This window comes from Butyrivibrio sp. FC2001 (assembly GCF_000424125.1).
Lineage (GTDB): Bacteria > Bacillota > Clostridia > Lachnospirales > Lachnospiraceae > Butyrivibrio.
Genome location: NZ_AUJH01000004.1, coordinates 154834 through 173519 on the forward strand (window position 1 = coordinate 154834; position 18686 = coordinate 173519).

The window sequence follows — 18686 nt, forward strand, 5'->3', positions numbered from 1 at the left end:
AGAACACAATGAAACCAATTACAAAAGACGAGATTATGGCTGCATTTTCAGAGATTGGCCTTCATAAGGGGCAGACTCTTATGGTACACACATCCCTCAGCTCTATCGGGTATGTATGCGGCGGCGCTCAGACAGTCATCGAGGTGCTTACTGAGACAGTAGGGCCTGAGGGCACTATCATGATGCCCACTCAGTCCTGGAAAAACTTAGATCCCGAGGATGGCGTTCACTGGACTGTTCCCGAGGAATACTGGCAGATTATCCGCGACAACTGGCCTGCCTATGACAAGAATATAACCCCTACAAATACCATGGGAGCCGTGGCAGAGATGTTCAGAAGCTGGCCGGGGGCTCTTAGAAGTGATCATCCGGCAAGATCCGTGGCAGCCTGGGGCAAAAATGCAGAATATCTCACTAAAGATCATGATCTTTCCAATATTTTCGGGGAGGGCTCTCCAATAGGTAAGCTCTATGAGCTGGACGGAGATGTGCTGCTTATAGGCGTAGACTATGATAAAAACACATCAATTCATCTTGCTGATGTCCGTGCCACATATCCCGGAAAGCATAACTGCGTTGAACACAGTGCGGTTATGGAGGGCGGAAAACGCGTCTGGAAGGCCTATGAGACCCTTTTTGTTGACGGAGAGGATTTTGTAGACATAGGTGCTGCTTTCGAGCAGGAAACGGACGTAAATAAATGTATTTTGGGTAATGCGCAGCTTCGCCTTATGAGTCAGAGAAAACTGGTGGATTTTGCCACTAAATGGATTACCAAGAACAGAAACGGAAGTACCGGAAAATAAATAACAATTCATATTGCAGCCATATTTCTTGTCAGTACATATATTTTTGGATAAGATATCTATACTATATTTACTGAAAAGAAAAGGTGTAACATATGAGTATTTTAAACGTAGAGCATCTCACCCATGGTTTTGGCGACAGAGCCATATTTGACGATGTTTCATTCAGACTCCTTAAGGGAGAGCATATCGGACTTGTCGGAGCAAACGGCGAAGGTAAGTCAACTTTCATGAATATAATCACCGGCAAGCTTATGCCGGATGAGGGTAATATTGAGTGGTCCAAAAATGTAAAGGCAGGGTATCTTGATCAGCATGCAGTTCTGAAGGAAGGCATGACAATAAGAGATGTCCTTGCCTCTGCTTATGAGCCCCTGTATGAGATGGAGCGCAGGATGAACGAAATCTGCGATTCCATGGGAGATGCTGATGAGAAGCAGCTTGAGGAGTACATGGAGGAGCTCGGTACTATCCAGGATCTTCTTACAAATCACGATTTTTATCTCATTGATTCCAAAATTGATGAAGTTTCAAGGGCTCTGGGATTTTTGGAGCTGGGACTGGACAGAGACGTTACTGAATTGTCCGGTGGACAGAGAACCAAGATCCTTCTTGCGAAGCTCCTTTTGGAAAAACCGGATATTCTGCTTCTGGACGAGCCTACGAACTACCTTGACGCCGAGCATATCGTATGGCTTACAAGATACCTTCAGGAGTATGAAAATGCCTTTATTCTCATATCCCATGATATTCCGTTCCTTAACAGCGTGGTAAATATCATTTATCACATGGATGGTACAACACACAGTCTCGAGAGATACGTAGGTGACTATGACAAGTTCATGGAAGTCTATGAAATGAAAAAAGCCCAGAGAGAGGCTGCTTACAACAGACAGCAACAGGAAATTGCAGACCTTAAGGACTTCGTTGCAAGAAATAAGGCAAGAGTTGCCACCAGGAACATGGCTATGGCAAGGCAGAAAAAGCTCGATAACATGGAAATTATCGAGAAGATACAGGAAAAGCCGAAGCCGGAATTCTATTTCAAGACAGCAAGAACACCCGGAAAGGTTCTTTTTGAGACAAAGGACCTGGTTATTGGATATGATGAGCCTCTTTCAAGCCCCTTAAATCTCATGATTGAGAGAAATTCCTTCATCGTGCTCAAGGGAGCTAACGGAATCGGTAAAACAACACTGCTTAAGAGTCTTCTTGGAATTATTCCTTCAATATCCGGATGGGTACAGAGAGGAGAGCATGTTGAGATAGGATATTTCGAGCAGGAGATGTCTCCAGATATCGAGACCACCTGTCTTGAGGAGATATGGAATGAGTTCCCGTCCTTCTCACAGTACGAGGTTCGCTCAGCTCTTGCAAAATGCGGACTTACTACCAAGCATATAGAGAGTAAGTGTAAGGTACTTTCCGGAGGAGAACAGGCTAAGGTAAGACTTTGCAAGCTTATGAACAGGGAATCAAACATACTTGTACTCGATGAGCCTACAAACCATCTGGATGTCGATGCTAAGGATGAGCTTCACAGAGCTTTGAAAGAGTATAAGGGAACGGTTATCATGGTATGCCATGAACCTGATTTTTATGAGGATCTGGCCACAGAAGTAATAGATTGTACAAAATGGACTACAAAAATCTAAAGAAATCGCAAAAAATGACGGCTTTCGCCGTCATTTTTTGATTAATAAAAAAGGGATTAGAAAATGGCTATTATCTGGATTTAAGTACATCAACAATTTTCTTAAAGGCCGGCTTGGGGTTGTAATTTTCATCGAAAAGCCTGGAATTGGTGCCGTCGCCTTCACGATAATGATCTACAAGGCCAAATACTGTGACGTTTGTTATGTTTGCGGGGCCTCCGCCCTGTGTATCCATGTCGCAGAGGAGATTGAAGATCTCTTCGTATTTATCGGCCTGCTTCTGGAACATGTCATCATTTTCCTTATCAACACCAACAGACAATTCTGTTACCTGTATCTCAAGGCCAAGCTCTGAGAACTTCTCTATAGCGGTCCGGATATCCTTGATCGGAGGATAGTCAATTCCCCAGTAACCCTGCATTCCGATACCATCGATCAGCCCTTTTTCTTTAAGTGATTCGCAAAGAGTATAGATACCCTCTGTCTTAGGTGCCTGATAGGTGTTGTAGTCGTTGTAGAAGAGCTTAACATCGCTGTCAGCATATTTTCTTGCATAGGTAAATGCCATTTCCACATAGTCCTGGCCTATGGTCTCAAACCAGGGATTAGGTGCGTTTTCAATCTTTGTTCTGCATTTGAAGGGGCTGTTCGGATCTGCGCTGTCGGGATCAACTGCTTCGTTCACAACATCCCAGCAATAAATAACACCGGGATATTCCTCCTGAACATGGGTAAGGAGCTGCTTAATATAGCTCTCCATGCGCATCAGCATAGTGTCTTTGTCTACGTATTCTCCATCATCAACATAGCCTTCCCTGAAGAACCATTCAGGGGCCTGAGTATGCCAAACAAGGGTGTGACCACGCATTTTCAAGCCGTTTTCACTGCACCATTTCAGGGTGGGATCGATAGAAGCAAATGAGAGAGCAGGCTCCCCGTTGCCGCTATTTAAGCTTTCAATTGAACCGGCCTGATCAAGGATATAGCAGCTTTTCATAAGGTTTGTCATTGTGCAGCTGTTAAACTGCTCCTTCGCCAGTTCCATGTATTCAGGAATGTTGAGGGTCTGATTCTCCAAAGTGCTGCCGTTTATGCCGACACCAAATGTGAAGTAATCGGCACTGAGATCCTTAAGTACTGCATCAGCGTATTCATCGTCTGCGGCGGAAGTATCGTCATTGTCCTCTTCAGAAGAAACGGAAGTAGCGCCATTGTCTTCTTCTGTTGGAGTGACTTCTTCCTCTACGGAAGCGCTTTGTTCGGTGTCAACGGAAGAATTTTCTTCTGCTGAAACAGTGCTTTCGACGCTTGTGCTCTCAGAACTGGAAGTGTCTGCCGCAGGGGGATTGCTTCCACAGCCGGCAAGTAACGATAACGCGATAATACCACTTAGTAATTTAGCTTTTTTCATAAATATAATCCTTTCGGTTTCGTAGGCAGAAACCCACTGCCCTTGGGCGGTGGGAGGAGCCTTGTAAATTGTTATCCAAGAACATACATGCTATAATGTACTCAACAGCAAGTTTTACGAGAAAACCGTTAGGTGCGCTGTTCACCAAAGGCACTCTTTGTACATTGGCAAGTATATATGAGGTTGTAACACATAAGTCTTGGTGTTACGTAAAATATACTCAAGCATTAGCGTTTACTGTACTGCATGGGAATATATTATCCGTGAGGTTAATATATAGAGTACCTGATACAGTTACAGATAAGCATGTCTTGTCTGTAAGGGGCGGTGTCAACCGTCCCATGATGCGACCCCACGGAAGTCTCACCGACAAAATGTAGGAGTTATTGCAACGAACTACAAGGGAGTCGCAAGCCACGTACCTTTAGGTGCGTGGTAGTTGACGTCTGCCTCCGGTATTTAGTTTTTGTAAAAATATCTCTGATTAAACTAATATAGCCGTAAAACGGGCGCGGCTTCTACTCAGTAATTGTTGAGTTTGGGGAGTATATTGCTGAGATATAGCATATGAAGTTATAGAAGAGTTTACGAATACATATAAAGAAGAACAGAGCTGGATAGGGGGCCAGCTCTGTTCAATGGATGTAACTATATCAAATATTAGGTTGTTTGCTTTATATAATTATCAACAATATCATTATTCGTTTATATTATATTCAGTGATTCATCGGTCTTATTTGCTTTAGATGCCTTAGTTTTCCGATTTTCCTGCATAACTCGCTTAATATTCTCCGTAATCGGGAATGTATAGAACATTCCTATGAAAGTAAGGCATATGCATTCGCACATCAGCATCATGTTAGCTTCGCTGGCAGCTTCCCAAGTAAGCAATACACCGATTATCATTGCTCCCATGCCTGCGAATTTCTTTAGCTTTTTGTTCATGCCTATCACCTCTTTCGAAAGTTCCGGGATCAAGGATTCCGGAATATTCCGGTCAGATTTTGAAACCTCTGACCTCTTCGTCATTAGAATCAGGCTTAAAACCAACGGGTTCATCTGATTCATATACATTATTTGCCGAGTAACTGTTTGTTTCTGCGTAGGTTGAGCTATTTTCATCATTTTCAGGCTCATCCATTATTATTGCAGCCAGGAAATACGGAAGAATTCCTATTCCTGTAAACACAAGAAGTAATGCGTATATAATTCTGACCACGGTAGGATCCATATCAAAATATTCTGCGATTCCTCCGCATACGCCGCACACCTTTTTATCATTGCTCTTACGAAGCTTTTTTCCACTCATAACCACTTTCCTCACTTTCTTTTAAAAGCAGCTCCTGTTTATAAAACGATTGTAGGACTAAAAAGTCTTCACATAAATGTTTCATTAAGCAAAAACGCCATTCTTATTTTTCTTTTGCAGCGTATATGTCGGCTTCCTGAACGTATACTATCAGTCCATAGAAAAAACAGGCCCCATCACACGGATAATGACCTGCTTTGCACTGATTCTGCCTTTTATAAGTGGCTATTGCCTTAAAAGATATGGATTTACGCTGAAACAGCTGCAGTTTCTTCCTGCTGCTCACCATTTTCAATATCAATTACCTCGGCAACATTATCTTCAGCCTTTGTATTCTGTGGATATGTTTTTATGCCCTCTCTGAAGGAACGAACAGCGAAGGATGACTCATATCCGCATTTTTTACACAAAGCGCGTACCTTTTTAGAAACGGTTTTAACGTCCTTGCTATCATATACGATAACTGAGGGATACTGCGCTCCCTGCTCACATACATAACCTTCATCAAGAAGGAGCTTTTCAAATTCTGTCTTAGTCAATCTCAAACCTTCCTTTTACTTTTAGTCACGAATTGGAATTATATCACAATTTTTCATGAAAAGCATATATAAAAATATTCATACTTAGTACACATTTTTCTGCTATGTTAATTATGTTCTTATACGAGCACGTATCTGCGTGTATCACGTTATAAAAATGGGAGGTAGAATCAATGAGTCAGGAAAAAGTTGACGCGTACAAGAAAGAAAAAAAGGGGAGAAAGGCAAGACTTGCCAAGCAGAAACGCAATAAGATGATCGCGAAGATCGTAAGTCTGGTAGTACTTGTGGCGGTTTGTGGCATCGCCGGATGGAGAGTATATGCATCCAAGCATCCTGCACAGGTAGCAGCTACAGAGATAACTGATGAGGCAACTCCTACAGCAGATGAGCCTATTGAGGTAGAGGCTGAAGGTGATGATGCTACAGAAGCAACAGATGAGACTGCTACAGATGATGCAGCTGAGGATAGTGCAGAGACAGATGCATCTACAGAATCTAACGATTAATATACTGGCTTCAGGGCGCTATATGGCATCCTGAAGCTTTTTTTGATATCTTTAATATATAAACATGTTGTTATTCTGAAAGGGGGCAGATATGGCAGTTTATAGATGCAGAGCATGCGGATACATTTTTGATGAGGAAAAAGAGGGCAAAAGCATACGTGACATAGATGTATGCCCGAGGTGCAAGCAGCCTGACGACAGGTTTGTTCTTGTTGAGGAAGAATCTTCTCAGGGAATTGGAGATACAAATGAAAAGTGATGGAATTGCAGTATGCAGTTCCATCACTTTTATAGTTTTAATATGTTTTTGCGGAGCTAATCCTGTTATTAAGACAGGCATCCGTAAGCCACAGCACGCATTCTGAGGTGATGATAAAGCTCCAGATTGGGCTGGCGGACGTATTGTTCCTGTGGATCGCCTCTGTTCCCCTCGGTATACTGGCAGGTCTTATATGGCATCTGCCGGCATTCTGGGTATATTTTTTCATAAAAATAGATCAGATTATCAAGTGCGTATGGTGCGTACTTCGCCTTAGAAGCGGCAAGTGGATCAAGGCCATAAAGGGCGCATGAGGTCTTGGCTTCGAGAATAAAACTTGATAAAAAGCCTGTTTCAGCTTAAAATCAAAATAAGTTTTCATAGACAATGCACCGATGAGAAAAAGGGGGTTCTTATGAGGGCACTTGTTGTTATCGATATGCAGGAAAAGTATATGGATAGATATGATGACGGACTTGTGGAGAATATCAACAAAAAGATTAAGCTTGCCCACGAGGAAGAAGACGTCTCTATCGTATACGTGAAAAATGTGGGAGTAACGGGTAATAATACCGGATACGAGCTCACTGATGACCTGCTCCTGGTTTCAGATCTGGTTTTTGAAAAGAGAAGGCCAAGCGCTTTCTCGTCCAAAGAATTTGCTCACAAGATAAAGTCGCTCAAAACAACAGAGCTTGAGCTTATAGGAATAGATGGCTCATCCTGCGTGGCGAAAACCGCTATGGATGCTTTAAAACTGGGTTATAAGACAGAAATAGTAAGGGCCTGTGTCGGCGCACGCAATGACAAGGTGTATGAAAAAACGCTGAAAAAGCTTGAAGATGCAGGTGTAAGGATTTTATAAAGAAAAACATAATATTGCGAGTATCCAGGCGGTTTGCAGTCTCTGATTGTAAACCGCTTTTTATATGGATATAATATATAATGCTTTGGCTGAAAATCAGATAAAGCATGGAAGTATTGTATTTTAGGGAACCAGAGATGATAAGGAAAGTAATTGAGTATTTTAAAGAAGGAGGCCCCGTAGGAAATATTTTAGCGGGCCTTATTTATATATGTGCCTGGGGAGTGCGATGGGTAATAACGATGCTTTTGGGGATGGCTGCAGGGCTTGGGCTAACGCTTTGGTCCCAGAATTCCTCCTTAATAGGGCTTGCGTGTACCGTTGGTATAGGTATAAGTTTTGTTATTTCATTTTCGATACGGTTGGATGGTCCACTGGGCTTTTTAAGCGTAGATGCGCTGCTCCATGATCCCAAGGAAGCCCGCAGGAAGGTGAAGAAGCCTGATAAGTTCAGCGATCTGCCGCATTTTGAAAAGATGCTTAAAAAAGATCAGGTCATGAATATAGTTAATAGCTCGCAGTTTTCACCATATAAAACAAAAGACGGAAAAGAGCTGAAGCATATCACGGTCAGTGAGGATGATAAGTGGATATGCATGTTTGGCGGTTATATGCCTGTGGATCTTATTTGCGGCTATAATCGCAAGAAAAACGTTATATATACCATAGATGGGGGCATGATAGGACTTCCCTTAAGGGCTAAGTATTTTGGCGTAAAGAACGAGATTGATGCATTTTTCAAGGATAGAGGCGTTTACTATACCGATATGCCAAGGAAAGCCGATGAAAAGTTCGATAAAGCCTTTCAGAGACCAGATGATGTGCTTGATAAGGCTGACTTTAGCAGACTTCGTTACCTCTGGGAGAAGGCGAATGCTTCTGATAAGGACGGATATTTAAGGAATAAGCAAAGCGGGTATAGATACATTCCCATTTTTAATAAAACAGAGATCAACAGGACTATTTTTGAGAGGGTTCTGTCGGATGTAGAGGTGGCAAAGACCGCAGATGCCATCAGGAAAAAGAAGGCTCCGTTATCGTCATTTTTGCACTTTACACAGTATAAAAATGAGTTTTGCGTGTGTAATGCTGTTGAGGTCATGAATACCCTCAGATACCCCGCAAATGCAGACGGTATGAGTTTCCTGTTCAAGTGCATCAGAGACGTTGACGAGGCGTATTTTGGGCCTGCAGTGGATGTTTTAAAGACCTTCCCCAAGGGGAACCTTCACAAGAAGATCGAAGAGGAAGTGAAGAAGGCCTTCGAGAGCGGTGATGTGGTCCATGCTGCGGGAGTCATGTATCTTGCTAAAGAGATTGACTACGAGATCGAATATGTGGAGGAAATGAAGAAAGTCCAGGCGGAGGCTGCAGAAAATGCAGGGAATGCGGAGGCCGCAGAAAGTACAGACCAGCCTGAAGCTAATGCAATTCCTAAATTCGATTATGATGAATATGATGCCTACGGAACCGAGGAGGTGCAGGGCTTTGAGGCCGGCGGGGTAGCATATCAGAAAAAGGTGTAGCTGAGTAACGTCAGATGGCCATTTTCCAATTGGTATTGGTCTTGGGGTCGTAGTAGAGTCTGACTACCCTTTTCGTATTAAAAACATATATCATACATTCAAATATGAAGCCTGAATCGCAGACGAAAATGCCGTCCTCTGTGGTTCGGGCTCCTCTTTTTTCAGCCTCACGATAGCCCTTTATATTAAAGGTTTGGTATTCGCCGTCATCTGTCATAAACCTTATACGAATCGGGATTATGCTCCCGTCTGCCTTATGTGCGCATATAACATCAATATTTTCATAGATTTTGCTCATGGTAAATCCTCCGACAGAACATATATTCGGTTATCTATATGATACTCCTTTCGAACTGGTGTTTCAATCGAACAAATTATTAATTAAAGTTGTATTTTTTTTCTGAATAAAGTAGACTAATCCGGTCGGAAAAAATATATTGCCATGACAAATGCGTGGCAATGAGGAGTAATCTATCAGGAGAGGTACAGTTTTGAATAATTGCATCATCGCCCAGTCAGGTGGGCCAACAGTTGCTATTAACGCATCACTTGCCGGTGTTCTTTTGGCAAATGGGGAAAACAGGTATTTTGATACCGTGTATGGTTCCATAAATGGAATTACAGGTATTTTTAATTCGAAGCTTCTTAATCTGTCGGAGCTTTGTGCTACTATCCCGGATTTTACCGAGAAACTAAAGGTCACACCCGCTATGTATCTTGGTTCATGCAGATACAAGCTTCCCAAACATCAGGATGAGCCTGAAATATATGAAAAAATCTTCAAATTCTTTGCTGAGCATGATATAAATGCATTCTTTTACATCGGTGGCAATGACTCCATGGATACGGTTCTTAAGTTATCCGAATATGCTGCTGAAATTGGTAGCGACGTCAAAATTATAGGTATTCCCAAGACAATTGATAATGATCTGTGTGGCACCGACCATACTCCGGGCTTTGGTTCGGCGGCTAAATATATAGCTTCTTCAATATTGGAGATGGCCCATGATACTTACATTTATCCTGTTAAGTCAGTGACTATCGTGGAGGTAATGGGACGAGACGCAGGCTGGCTTACAGCGGCTTCTGCCCTTGCAAGAAATGAGTATTCCTGCGCGCCTCACCTTATCTATCTTCCGGAGAGAGCCTTTGATGAGAACGCATTTATCGAGGATGTAAAGAGGCTCCTTGAGACCAATAACAGCGTTGTTGTGGCTGTTTCTGAGGGCATACGCGATAAGGATGGCAACTATATAAGCGCATCCTCCACATCAACCGATAATTTCGGACATAATCAGCTAAGCGGCGCAGGAAAAGCCCTTGAGAGCCTTGTAGCTGAGCGTATCGGCGTAAAGGTTCGCTCCGTAGAGGTCAATATTTTACAGAGATGTGCTTCGCACCTGGCATCCCTTACAGACCTTAATGAGTCTGCAGAGCAGGGAAAACGCGCACTCCTTCTTGCCAAGGAGGGTAAGAGCGGCGTTATGGTAACCCTGAAAAGAACAGGCAATACGCCTTACTGCGTAGAGACGGATTATCAGGATATTCATGATACAGCCAATCTTGTTAAAAACGTTCCCGATAGCTGGATAAATGCCGAAGGAAACGATGTCACAGAAGAAATGCTGACCTACCTTAGACCTTTGATCGCAGGAGAGCCGGTGATTCGCTTTAAAAACGGTGTTCCGGAGTATTTGGACGTAAGACATTTAAAAGCAAATAATTAACAATAGAAATTTCTTCATGCAGAAATAAAAGAGTTATTTAATCCTTTTTTTATACTTCATTAACTGATGTAACGTATCATTAGAGGATGAAGAAAGTGGCAGATAATTTTATCGCCGGGGTGAATTTATAAAGGAGCTTTTTGCATGAAGAAATTTGTTTTATCAGCCCTGTCGGCGATATTTTGTCTTGCTCTGTGGGGCTGCGGCGCATCAAAAACCAGCGGACTTTCCCAGACAACATGGACTTCTGAGGATGGCAAGATCACTTTCGGAAAAGAAGGCGATTTTACATCAAGTGGCGAAGGCCTTAATTCCGGAAGGTGGGAAGAATTCGAGAAGGGTATGATCGTGCTGAGGCATGGCCCGTCGGACAAGGAATACTTTTTTTATGATATAAGTGACGATAAAATTCTGACCTTAACCAGTGCCCACAGGGAGTCAGAGGCCTCTGACTGGGAAAAGGGCGACAGAAGCTATACCTTTATTCAGGAGATTCTTACTACGGACATTCTGTATTATGTGGATACTGATGACGATGAGGACTTCGATGATGCGGAAGCGGATTATGATGATTACGAGGATAGCTATGAGGAGCCCGATTACGAATTCGATTATGACGAAGAATAAAAAATAAAAAAATTTTTTAATTCCTTTGCAACATTTTTATATCCCCAACTGTATATAGGGTAGAAACGGTAAAACTACGCTTTCAGGAGGATATATTTATGAAAAGGAAATCTATATTGGTACTTGCACTTGTAGCTACAATCACACTTTCGGGCTGCAGTCAGCCGACACCCCAGGTAAATAACAATCCTACCCAGGAACAACAGAATAACGATGAAGAGCCGGATGAGGCAGAAAATGTCAAAGCGGACGAGGATAAAGAGGCCAAGGCTCCTGCTCTGTCTTCAATAGAGATGGACAGGCTTATCAGAAATGCCGGAAAAGATTACGAGGATTATCTTAAAGGTGGCATGGAATATGATAAGTATGAAACCACTAAGTCAACCGGCGGAATTTTGAATGAGATCACTAACTTTATAGGCGGATCACCTCAGGATGCGGCAACAGCCACTGCGGAGGCACCCATGGCAGAGGAGAGCTGCGAAACAGAAACTGCTATGGCTTATGAAGAACCATGCGCGGAGGACTATTCTGCAGATTATGATATGGCGCCTTCCATGGACGAGCCTGTGATATGGGATACAGAGTCCTATAAGAACGTAACTGAGTCAGGCTTTACATCAGTTAGCACACAGCCTTTTTCAACCTTCGGAGCAGATACAGATACTGCCGTTTATTCCAATCTCCGCAGGAAAATTCTGGGCGTTGACTATGATTACTACGGTTATGGAATAGATAACGATGCAATCAGAGTTGAAGAGATGATCAATTACTTCAAATACGACTACAAGGATCCTGAAAAGGGTGAAAAGATTGGCGTTACAACAACTCTTAATCCCTGCCCCTGGAATGAGGATACACTTCTTCTGAAGATCGGCTTAAAGACTGAGGAAGCCATTCCTGAAAAAGGAAGCAATATCGTATTCCTTATCGACACATCAGGTTCCATGTACGATTTTGATAAGCTTCCCCTTGTACAAGACGCATTCAAGACACTGACCGACAGCCTTGATGAAAATGACCGCGTATCCATAGTAACCTATGCGGGATCTTCCGAAGTAGTAGCAGAGGGCGTAAAGGGCAGTGACCACAAGAAGATCAAGAACTACATCGATCAGCTTAAAGCAGGCGGTTCCACAAACGGAAGCCAGGGAATAATCACAGCCTATGAAATCGCTGAGAAGAACTTTATAGATGGCGGCAACAACCGTGTCATCCTTGCAACAGACGGAGACCTCAATGTTGGAACAACCTCAGAGGCCGGACTGATAGATCTCATCGAGAAAGAAAAGGAAACAGGCGTTATGTTTTCTTGCCTCGGATTCGGTACAGGCAACTATCAGGATGACAAGATGGAAGCTCTGGCAGACCACGGAAATGGCAACTATGCTTACATCGATTGCCCGGATGAAGCAGAGCGCGTTCTGAAAAAAGAGCTCTGGTCCACAATCTACACTGTTGCGAAGGATACAAAGTTCCAGGTTGAGTTCAATCCTGAAAATGTCAAAGGCTATCGCCTTATTGGATACGAAAACAGAGCTATGGCAGCTGAGGATTTCGCAGATGATACAAAGGACGGCGGCGAGATCGGTTCAAACCAGTGTGTAACTGTACTCTACGAGATAGTTCCTACAGATTCAGCAATGGATATGCCTAAGGTCGAGTCCAAATATCAGGATAAGAAAGAGGAAGAGGCAAAGGCTCCCGAAGGTGAGCTCCTTACAGTAAATATCAGATATAAGGAGCCCGAGGCATCAGAAAGCGTACTCAAGGAGTACCTTGTATCCTACGATATGCTCCAGGATAAGATGGATGATGACACTTCATGGGCCTGCGGCGTAGCACAGTTTGGAATGCTTATGCGCGACTCTGACAACAAGGGAACAACAACCTATGATTCAGTTTATGACAGACTTAAGACTCTGTCAGGCGTAACAGATGATATTTCAAAACTCCAGTTTTTATATATGGTTAAGAAGGTCAGTGAAGATCCTTCCAAGTATGTAGTGGAATAATATTTAGATAAAAATATGAGATCCGTCACTCTGTTTAAGGGTGGCGGATTTTCATATATAATAGAGGCATGAAGAAGAAACGTACAAATCACTACATTGCAAAGAAAAGAAAATTTAACGCAGAGCTCCGGGATGTCAGAGAAACCTTCCCCGGGGATGTTTTTGATGCATATTTTGAGAAAAACAGCGCTAAGGTGGCCTATGCTATTCATAGCGCTCTTCTTGATGTCCTTAAAACGGAGCGCATTTACATAACTGTGCATGGAAGCTTTGGAAGGACCGAAAAGCAGGAGATATCAGGCGCTAACATAGAGAAATTCTGCAGGGATTTTCAGAGCAGGGTAAATACTGTATATCTCACGCAGCTAATCCCGGAGCTGGGGCATGTGATCATAGACGTACTCTGGGAGTCAGACAGGACAGAGATCCTGGAGTTCATATCATCCGGCAGGAAAAAGGTCATCTCTAAGGTAATAATGAGGTATCTCAGGGAATCCCGCTTTATGAAGGGGATTGTGGCCTATGTCAAGGACAATACGTCCGAGCAGGTGGTATTTGAGCAGCTTATGAAGAATCCCCATTATCAGAAGGCCACAAGGCGTTATCAGAAGATAATGGAGGCAAAGAGGCTTCTTTTTGAAAATATTGAGACCTCAACACCTGATGATTATACGCAGCTTTTCCCTCTTGCAAGGCAGATGGAGCGCAGGTTTATCCTTCATATAGGCCCTACTAATTCCGGTAAGACCTATCAGGCCATGGAGGACCTTAAAAGCGCAGAAAATGGCATATATCTGGCGCCCCTTCGTCTTCTTGCCTATGAGCAGTATGAGAGGATGAACAGGGAAGGTACGCCCTGCTCCATGATAACGGGCGAGGAGAGGATACTTATGCCAGGTTCCTTCCACCAATCCTCGACGATTGAGATGCTTGATCTCACAGAGGAATGGGATATGGCGGTTATTGATGAAGCCCAGATGGCTGCTGATCGCCAGAGAGGTGGCTACTGGACCGCTGCGATTCTGGGTGTAAGGGCTAAGACTATACATGTATGTGCTTCCGCAGATGCAGAGGATCTGCTTATTCGAATGATCAAATCCTGCGGAGACTCATACGAAGTGCAGTATCATGAAAGAAAAACACCACTTGTTATGGATGAATCCGCGAAGGACTTTGACTTTCCTGCGGATGTCAGGAAGGGCGATGCTCTCATCGTTTTTTCAAGAAAGGATGTACACAGCGTTGCGGCTGAGCTCCAGCAGAATGGGGTCAGATGCAGCATAATTTACGGATCTCTTCCCTATGACGTAAGACACAGAGAGGCTAAGAAGTTTGCGGACGGCGACACGGAAGTGGTGGTTGCAACCGACGCCATAGGCATGGGCATGAACCTTCCGATCAGAAGGATAGTATTTTTGCAGACCATCAAGTTCGATGGTGTAGACGAGAGACCGCTCACCTCCTCTGAGGTCAAGCAGATTGCGGGAAGAGCCGGAAGATATGGCATTTATGATACCGGGTATGTGACTTCTTACTACGATTACGAGACTATTGAGGGACTCCTTTTTAGCAGACTGGTGCCCCTCAGGCAGGTTATGATCAACATACCTGAGGACTTTTTGCATAAAAATGGCAGAATATCAGCTATTCTCGAAACCTGGAACAAGATTCCCGCTGAAAAGTACTATAACAAGGGCGATATTTCAGAGAAAATCAGCATAGCCAAGGCCCTTGAGAGTATTAAGGATAACAGGGAGCTTATAAGGAAGTTCATCAGAATCCCCATTAATGAGGATAATAAGGATACTTTCGGCGTTTATCTGGATTACTACAAGATTCTGAATGACGGAAGGCAGCCCAATATCTATGAGACCATGGCGGATTATGAAGCTATGACTGTCGATGAAGACGATAAGAACGCGCTGGTTGAGCTTGAAACAGCAAGTGCCGTGTTTGATTTTTTGTATGCATTCACACGTATTTTCGGAGACGCGGATGATCTGTATAAGATCCTGGAGGGCAAGCGCCTGATCTCAGAGAAGATATTCAGGATTCTTGATAAGCAGAAGCTGAACCTGAGGGCATGCGCATACTGTGGTAAGAAGCTTAAATGGTCGTATAAGTTCAACATTTGCCAGGAGTGCTTCAGGAAAAGGAGGCATTTGAGGGGGAGAAGATAGGAGCTCACAAGCGCTGGAGACTAATATAAAGATGCTTATTAGGGCGGTGGATCAAGTAGGTCTACTGCCCTTTTTGTTGCACAAAACCGGCAAGCGAATGGATGCTTGCATACAAATTCATTTGCCGGTTGTAAGAACATGGAGCACGAAGTGCGGAATGTTCGTGTGCGAAATCGAGTAGGAGTCAGCCTACTCGATTTATGGTGGGTTTGGGCTGGGTTCAACCTGTTTGAGAAAATTTGCATAAATTGGCGTAAAGCCTGGATACAAAAGTTGACGTAATTACGTTTGTGTTACGCCGATAGAATATTATTTATGAATTCCGGATGAAAAAAACAAGTATAAAGGCATTTCAATATCTTTCGTTATACTGTTATCGCTGAAAAAGTTCAGTCAGTTGTCAGATAAAAGGTTATTCTGGTATAAAGGGAGGGAAAATAGTAATCTGTTATCCGTGAAGGTGTACGTCTATATGACCTAAAATGTGGTACTAGGTTGAAAGTGGGTAAGCTTGCTATACTAATCTATAGATTTGGTGTGCTACCCGTCAAGAGGACACCAAGATGATTGTAAGCCGCTTTCTGCTTAGGGATAATCGATGATAATACTACAGTGAATTTTCATACGAGGATACAATAAAGTGAAAGACTTTAATAAAATAAAACAAGTGATGCACGATATAATAACTGAGTGCGAAAAAGTTGATGAAATGGAACAAAAAGGCATTAGCGTCGAAAGTACAAAACAAGAAAGAGATTATATTGTGGATGAAATGAAGTCGCTGATTAGTAATGAATCCTTATTACAGAAGACGACATGGACAAAGTCTCATGCTAATGCATCAAAGGGATGGGATTGGGCTCCAACAAATACAAACACTATATACATACTCTTGGTCAAGCTGGCAAGGATACTAGAAGAACATTAAATTGCGGGAGATAATGTATTAGTGGGGATGAAAAGTGTAACTACACGTCGAATGCCACAAAGCAAATAAGGTCAAGTAGCCTAATTGACATTCGGGCAATAACTACGCGAAAAATGGTCAAACAGGGATTTCACGCGTAGGAAATGACCACCTAAAAGCAATCGACTACGTGAAAATTGCTTAAGAATAGATAAGACTCGTAGGAAAGAGCTAATATTAAGGCAGAAACTACTTGATAAATACTAAAACTCAGGTTGGGACAAGTAGAAAAGACAATATTACCGGCGATTATCTGTATTATGAGATTGTGCTTAGAGGGTACGAGGAGATTGGAAAGGAAGTAAGAATATGAAATATCGATACAATGATATGCCTGAAAGCTTGAAAGGAACATACGGAGATTATTCCAAGAATTTTGGCTTCTCATGGAAGGAATTCGTGGCGACTGTTCCGTCTCCGCTTTTTCTTGTTACCACATACAAATCCAATGGTAAACCAAATGCCTGCATGCAGTCTTGGTCAACCTTTACAAGTGCCGATCGTGGTAATGGATTCTATGCTATTCTTGCCAGCGTGAATAAAAATGGACATCTGTATCAGAGCATAAACGAGACAAAAGAAGCCGTTATCAATTTCATGTCTGAAGAGTATCATGCGGCATGTATGGCGACAATCCAAAACAATCAGTTTGAAGCAGATGAGATTACGGCTTCGGGCATGTCTGTTGAAAAGGCATCATGGGTTAACGCGCCTATGGTTCGGGAATGCTTTATGAACCTTGAATGCAGGTTCGTCTGGGAAAAGGAAATCGTACCGGGTGATGATCATGTTATGCTCTGCCTTGAGGTAGTCGGCATTCATATTGATGAAGATCATATTACTGATCGTACCGGAGAAAACGGAATTCTTTACAACATTCACTATCAGATGGATCCAGAAAAAGTAACAAAGACAGGTCATGACTACGCAGCAGTTCTTAAGAAAAAGATAGATGTTATGGAGTATTAATACAACTATGGAAATAAGACACGTGGAACTTCAGGATTATCGAAAGCTTGGCTTTGAAGATAAGACTCAGAAATACTTAGATATGCGGTTGAAGTTGTGAATGAGGGAACACAGTTATGGAAAAATACATTGAAGGAAACAAAGCTGCATGGGAAGAAGCATTTGATAACAGACACGCTTCTTGGGGCGCAGATATAACTGAGCGGGTGGAAAAAGAAGATTATCCGTTCTTTAACGATGAAATGGTGGCAGTTCTGAAAAAGATTAATACCAAGGGTGCTGTAATCGGTCAGTTTTGCTGTAATAATGGACGTGAACTGCTTTCTTTGGTGAAGAGTGGGAGCGCAGCAAGGGGAGTAGGCTTTGATATTGCAGAAAACCAGATCTCTTTTGCTAATGAAAAGGCCAAAGAACTGAATCTGCCCTGCGAGTTTGTGGCGGCAAATGTATACGATATCGATGACAGCCATAAAGAGGAGTTTGATGTTGTGATCATCACTATTGGTGCGCTGTGCTGGTTTGATAATCTGGACCGTTTTTTTGCAGTTATAGCAAAGTGTATGAAGCCTGGAGCGGTAATAGTGATAAACGAGCAGCATCCCTGCACGAATATGCTTGCGACACAGGGTGATGAGCCGTACAATCCAGACCACAAAAAGGAGTGCCATTATTCGTACTTTGAGCATGAGTGGACGGGTAACGGTGGCATGTATTATATGACCCAGAAGAACTATGAGTCTAAGACATTTACCGACTATACACATTCCATGTCAGAAATTATGTCGGGTATGTGTAGTAACGGAATCATGATTACTGGACTACAGGAGTTTGACTATGATATCAGCGGAGGATTTTCAGATATAGACTGCACAGGATTCCCGCTTTCTATGATCGTTCAGGGTAAAAAGCAGTAAGGAGAGTATGAAATAAAAATGCAATTTGGAATGCCAACTCTAATTGAAAACCGTACATTACAGGATAATGTAAATCTCTGTAAGAGGCTTAATCTGCAATTCATCGAACTAAATATGAATTTCCCTGAATACCAGGTGGATAAGTTGGAACAGATTGATGATCTGATCAGAATTGCAGAGGATGCAGAGATTTATTATACAATCCATTTGGACGAGAACCTTAATCTTGCAGATTTTAACCCTTTAGTAACGGAGGCTTATTTGGAAACGAAGACAATAGAAGCACTCAAGACATCAGTGGAATGGCTGAAGTGTTAGTGCGTTATATTCTTTGAATATAACGCACCAAGATACAAAAAAGAAAATGGAGAAAAGACCCTTATCCTCAATGCTAACCATCCTCTTGTT

20 protein-coding genes are annotated in these 18686 nt (G+C 42.7%); 15 read left to right on the forward strand and 5 right to left on the reverse strand.

Features of this window, described 5'->3' with window-relative positions:
* Positions 1–8: 8 nt before the first annotated feature.
* Entirely contained in the window at positions 9–806 is a 798-nt protein-coding gene (locus G601_RS0102580; protein WP_026664389.1) for an aminoglycoside N(3)-acetyltransferase, read from the forward strand.
* A 95-nt stretch (positions 807–901) separates the two neighbouring features.
* Positions 902–2461: an ABC-F family ATP-binding cassette domain-containing protein gene (locus tag G601_RS0102585; protein ID WP_026491788.1), complete on the forward strand. Its 1560-nt coding sequence runs from the start codon at positions 902–904 to the stop codon at positions 2459–2461.
* 70 nt (positions 2462–2531) lie between these two features.
* Here the strand turns inward: G601_RS0102585 and G601_RS21595 are convergent, their stop codons facing one another.
* From G601_RS21595 to G601_RS0102610, 4 genes are all read right to left on the reverse strand, one after another.
* Positions 2532–3872 (reverse strand): endo-1,4-beta-xylanase, encoded by a 1341-nt coding sequence (locus G601_RS21595; protein ID WP_051205505.1) that lies wholly within the window; start codon positions 3870–3872, stop codon positions 2532–2534.
* A gap of 705 nt (positions 3873–4577) precedes the next feature.
* Entirely contained in the window at positions 4578–4817 is a 240-nt protein-coding gene (locus G601_RS0102600; RefSeq protein WP_026664390.1) for a hypothetical protein, read from the reverse strand.
* Between the two features lie 52 nt (positions 4818–4869).
* The gene (locus G601_RS27165) at positions 4870–5181 is read right to left on the reverse strand and encodes a PspC domain-containing protein (protein WP_035786115.1); all 312 of its coding nucleotides are present in this window, start codon (positions 5179–5181) and stop codon (positions 4870–4872) included.
* A gap of 248 nt (positions 5182–5429) precedes the next feature.
* Positions 5430–5720, reverse strand: coding sequence for a hypothetical protein (locus tag G601_RS0102610; RefSeq protein WP_026491790.1), 291 nt, complete (start codon positions 5718–5720; stop codon positions 5430–5432).
* A 173-nt stretch (positions 5721–5893) separates the two neighbouring features.
* Between G601_RS0102610 and G601_RS21605 the strand changes: the two genes are divergently transcribed.
* The 5 genes from G601_RS21605 to G601_RS0102640 all read left to right on the forward strand — a co-directional run bounded on the left by G601_RS21605 (position 5894) and on the right by G601_RS0102640 (position 8879).
* A complete protein-coding gene (locus G601_RS21605) occupies positions 5894–6229 on the forward strand; it encodes a hypothetical protein (RefSeq protein WP_035790224.1) in 336 nt (111 codons plus the stop codon).
* Between the two features lie 91 nt (positions 6230–6320).
* Positions 6321–6488, forward strand: a complete 168-nt coding sequence (locus tag G601_RS25955; RefSeq protein WP_155829453.1) for a hypothetical protein — start codon at positions 6321–6323, stop codon at positions 6486–6488.
* Between the two features lie 110 nt (positions 6489–6598).
* Positions 6599–6802: a hypothetical protein gene (locus G601_RS0102630; RefSeq protein ID WP_026491791.1), complete on the forward strand. Its 204-nt coding sequence runs from the start codon at positions 6599–6601 to the stop codon at positions 6800–6802.
* A 101-nt stretch (positions 6803–6903) separates the two neighbouring features.
* Positions 6904–7353, forward strand: a complete 450-nt coding sequence (locus G601_RS0102635) for a cysteine hydrolase family protein (RefSeq protein ID WP_026491792.1) — start codon at positions 6904–6906, stop codon at positions 7351–7353.
* Between the two features lie 137 nt (positions 7354–7490).
* The gene (locus G601_RS0102640) at positions 7491–8879 is read left to right on the forward strand and encodes a hypothetical protein (RefSeq protein WP_026664391.1); all 1389 of its coding nucleotides are present in this window, start codon (positions 7491–7493) and stop codon (positions 8877–8879) included.
* Positions 8880–8889: 10 nt separating this feature from the next.
* Here G601_RS0102640 and G601_RS0102645 read toward each other — a convergent pair whose 3' ends face one another.
* Positions 8890–9177, reverse strand: coding sequence for a hypothetical protein (locus tag G601_RS0102645; RefSeq protein ID WP_026491794.1), 288 nt, complete (start codon positions 9175–9177; stop codon positions 8890–8892).
* Positions 9178–9370: 193 nt separating this feature from the next.
* On the opposite strand from G601_RS0102645, the gene G601_RS0102650 reads away from it, so the two are divergent.
* The 8 genes from G601_RS0102650 (at position 9371) to G601_RS21625 (ending at position 18596) form a co-directional block, all read left to right on the forward strand.
* Entirely contained in the window at positions 9371–10606 is a 1236-nt protein-coding gene (locus tag G601_RS0102650) for a 6-phosphofructokinase (RefSeq protein ID WP_026664392.1), read from the forward strand.
* A gap of 144 nt (positions 10607–10750) precedes the next feature.
* Positions 10751–11233, forward strand: a complete 483-nt coding sequence (locus G601_RS0102655; RefSeq protein WP_026664393.1) for a hypothetical protein — start codon at positions 10751–10753, stop codon at positions 11231–11233.
* Positions 11234–11331: 98 nt separating this feature from the next.
* Positions 11332–13248: a VWA domain-containing protein gene (locus tag G601_RS21610; protein ID WP_051205506.1), complete on the forward strand. Its 1917-nt coding sequence runs from the start codon at positions 11332–11334 to the stop codon at positions 13246–13248.
* 68 nt (positions 13249–13316) lie between these two features.
* A complete protein-coding gene (locus G601_RS21615; protein WP_051205508.1) occupies positions 13317–15428 on the forward strand; it encodes a helicase-related protein in 2112 nt (703 codons plus the stop codon).
* A 640-nt stretch (positions 15429–16068) separates the two neighbouring features.
* Entirely contained in the window at positions 16069–16356 is a 288-nt protein-coding gene (locus G601_RS0102675; protein WP_026491797.1) for a hypothetical protein, read from the forward strand.
* Positions 16357–16704: 348 nt separating this feature from the next.
* Positions 16705–17364, forward strand: a complete 660-nt coding sequence (locus G601_RS21620; protein ID WP_051200894.1) for a flavin reductase family protein — start codon at positions 16705–16707, stop codon at positions 17362–17364.
* Between the two features lie 116 nt (positions 17365–17480).
* Positions 17481–18278: a class I SAM-dependent methyltransferase gene (locus G601_RS0102690; protein ID WP_026664394.1), complete on the forward strand. Its 798-nt coding sequence runs from the start codon at positions 17481–17483 to the stop codon at positions 18276–18278.
* An 18-nt stretch (positions 18279–18296) separates the two neighbouring features.
* Positions 18297–18596 carry a hypothetical protein gene (locus G601_RS21625; RefSeq protein ID WP_051205510.1) on the forward strand — a complete coding sequence of 100 codons (300 nt, stop codon included), beginning with the start codon at positions 18297–18299 and terminating at the stop codon, positions 18594–18596.
* Positions 18597–18686: the final 90 nt, after the last annotated feature.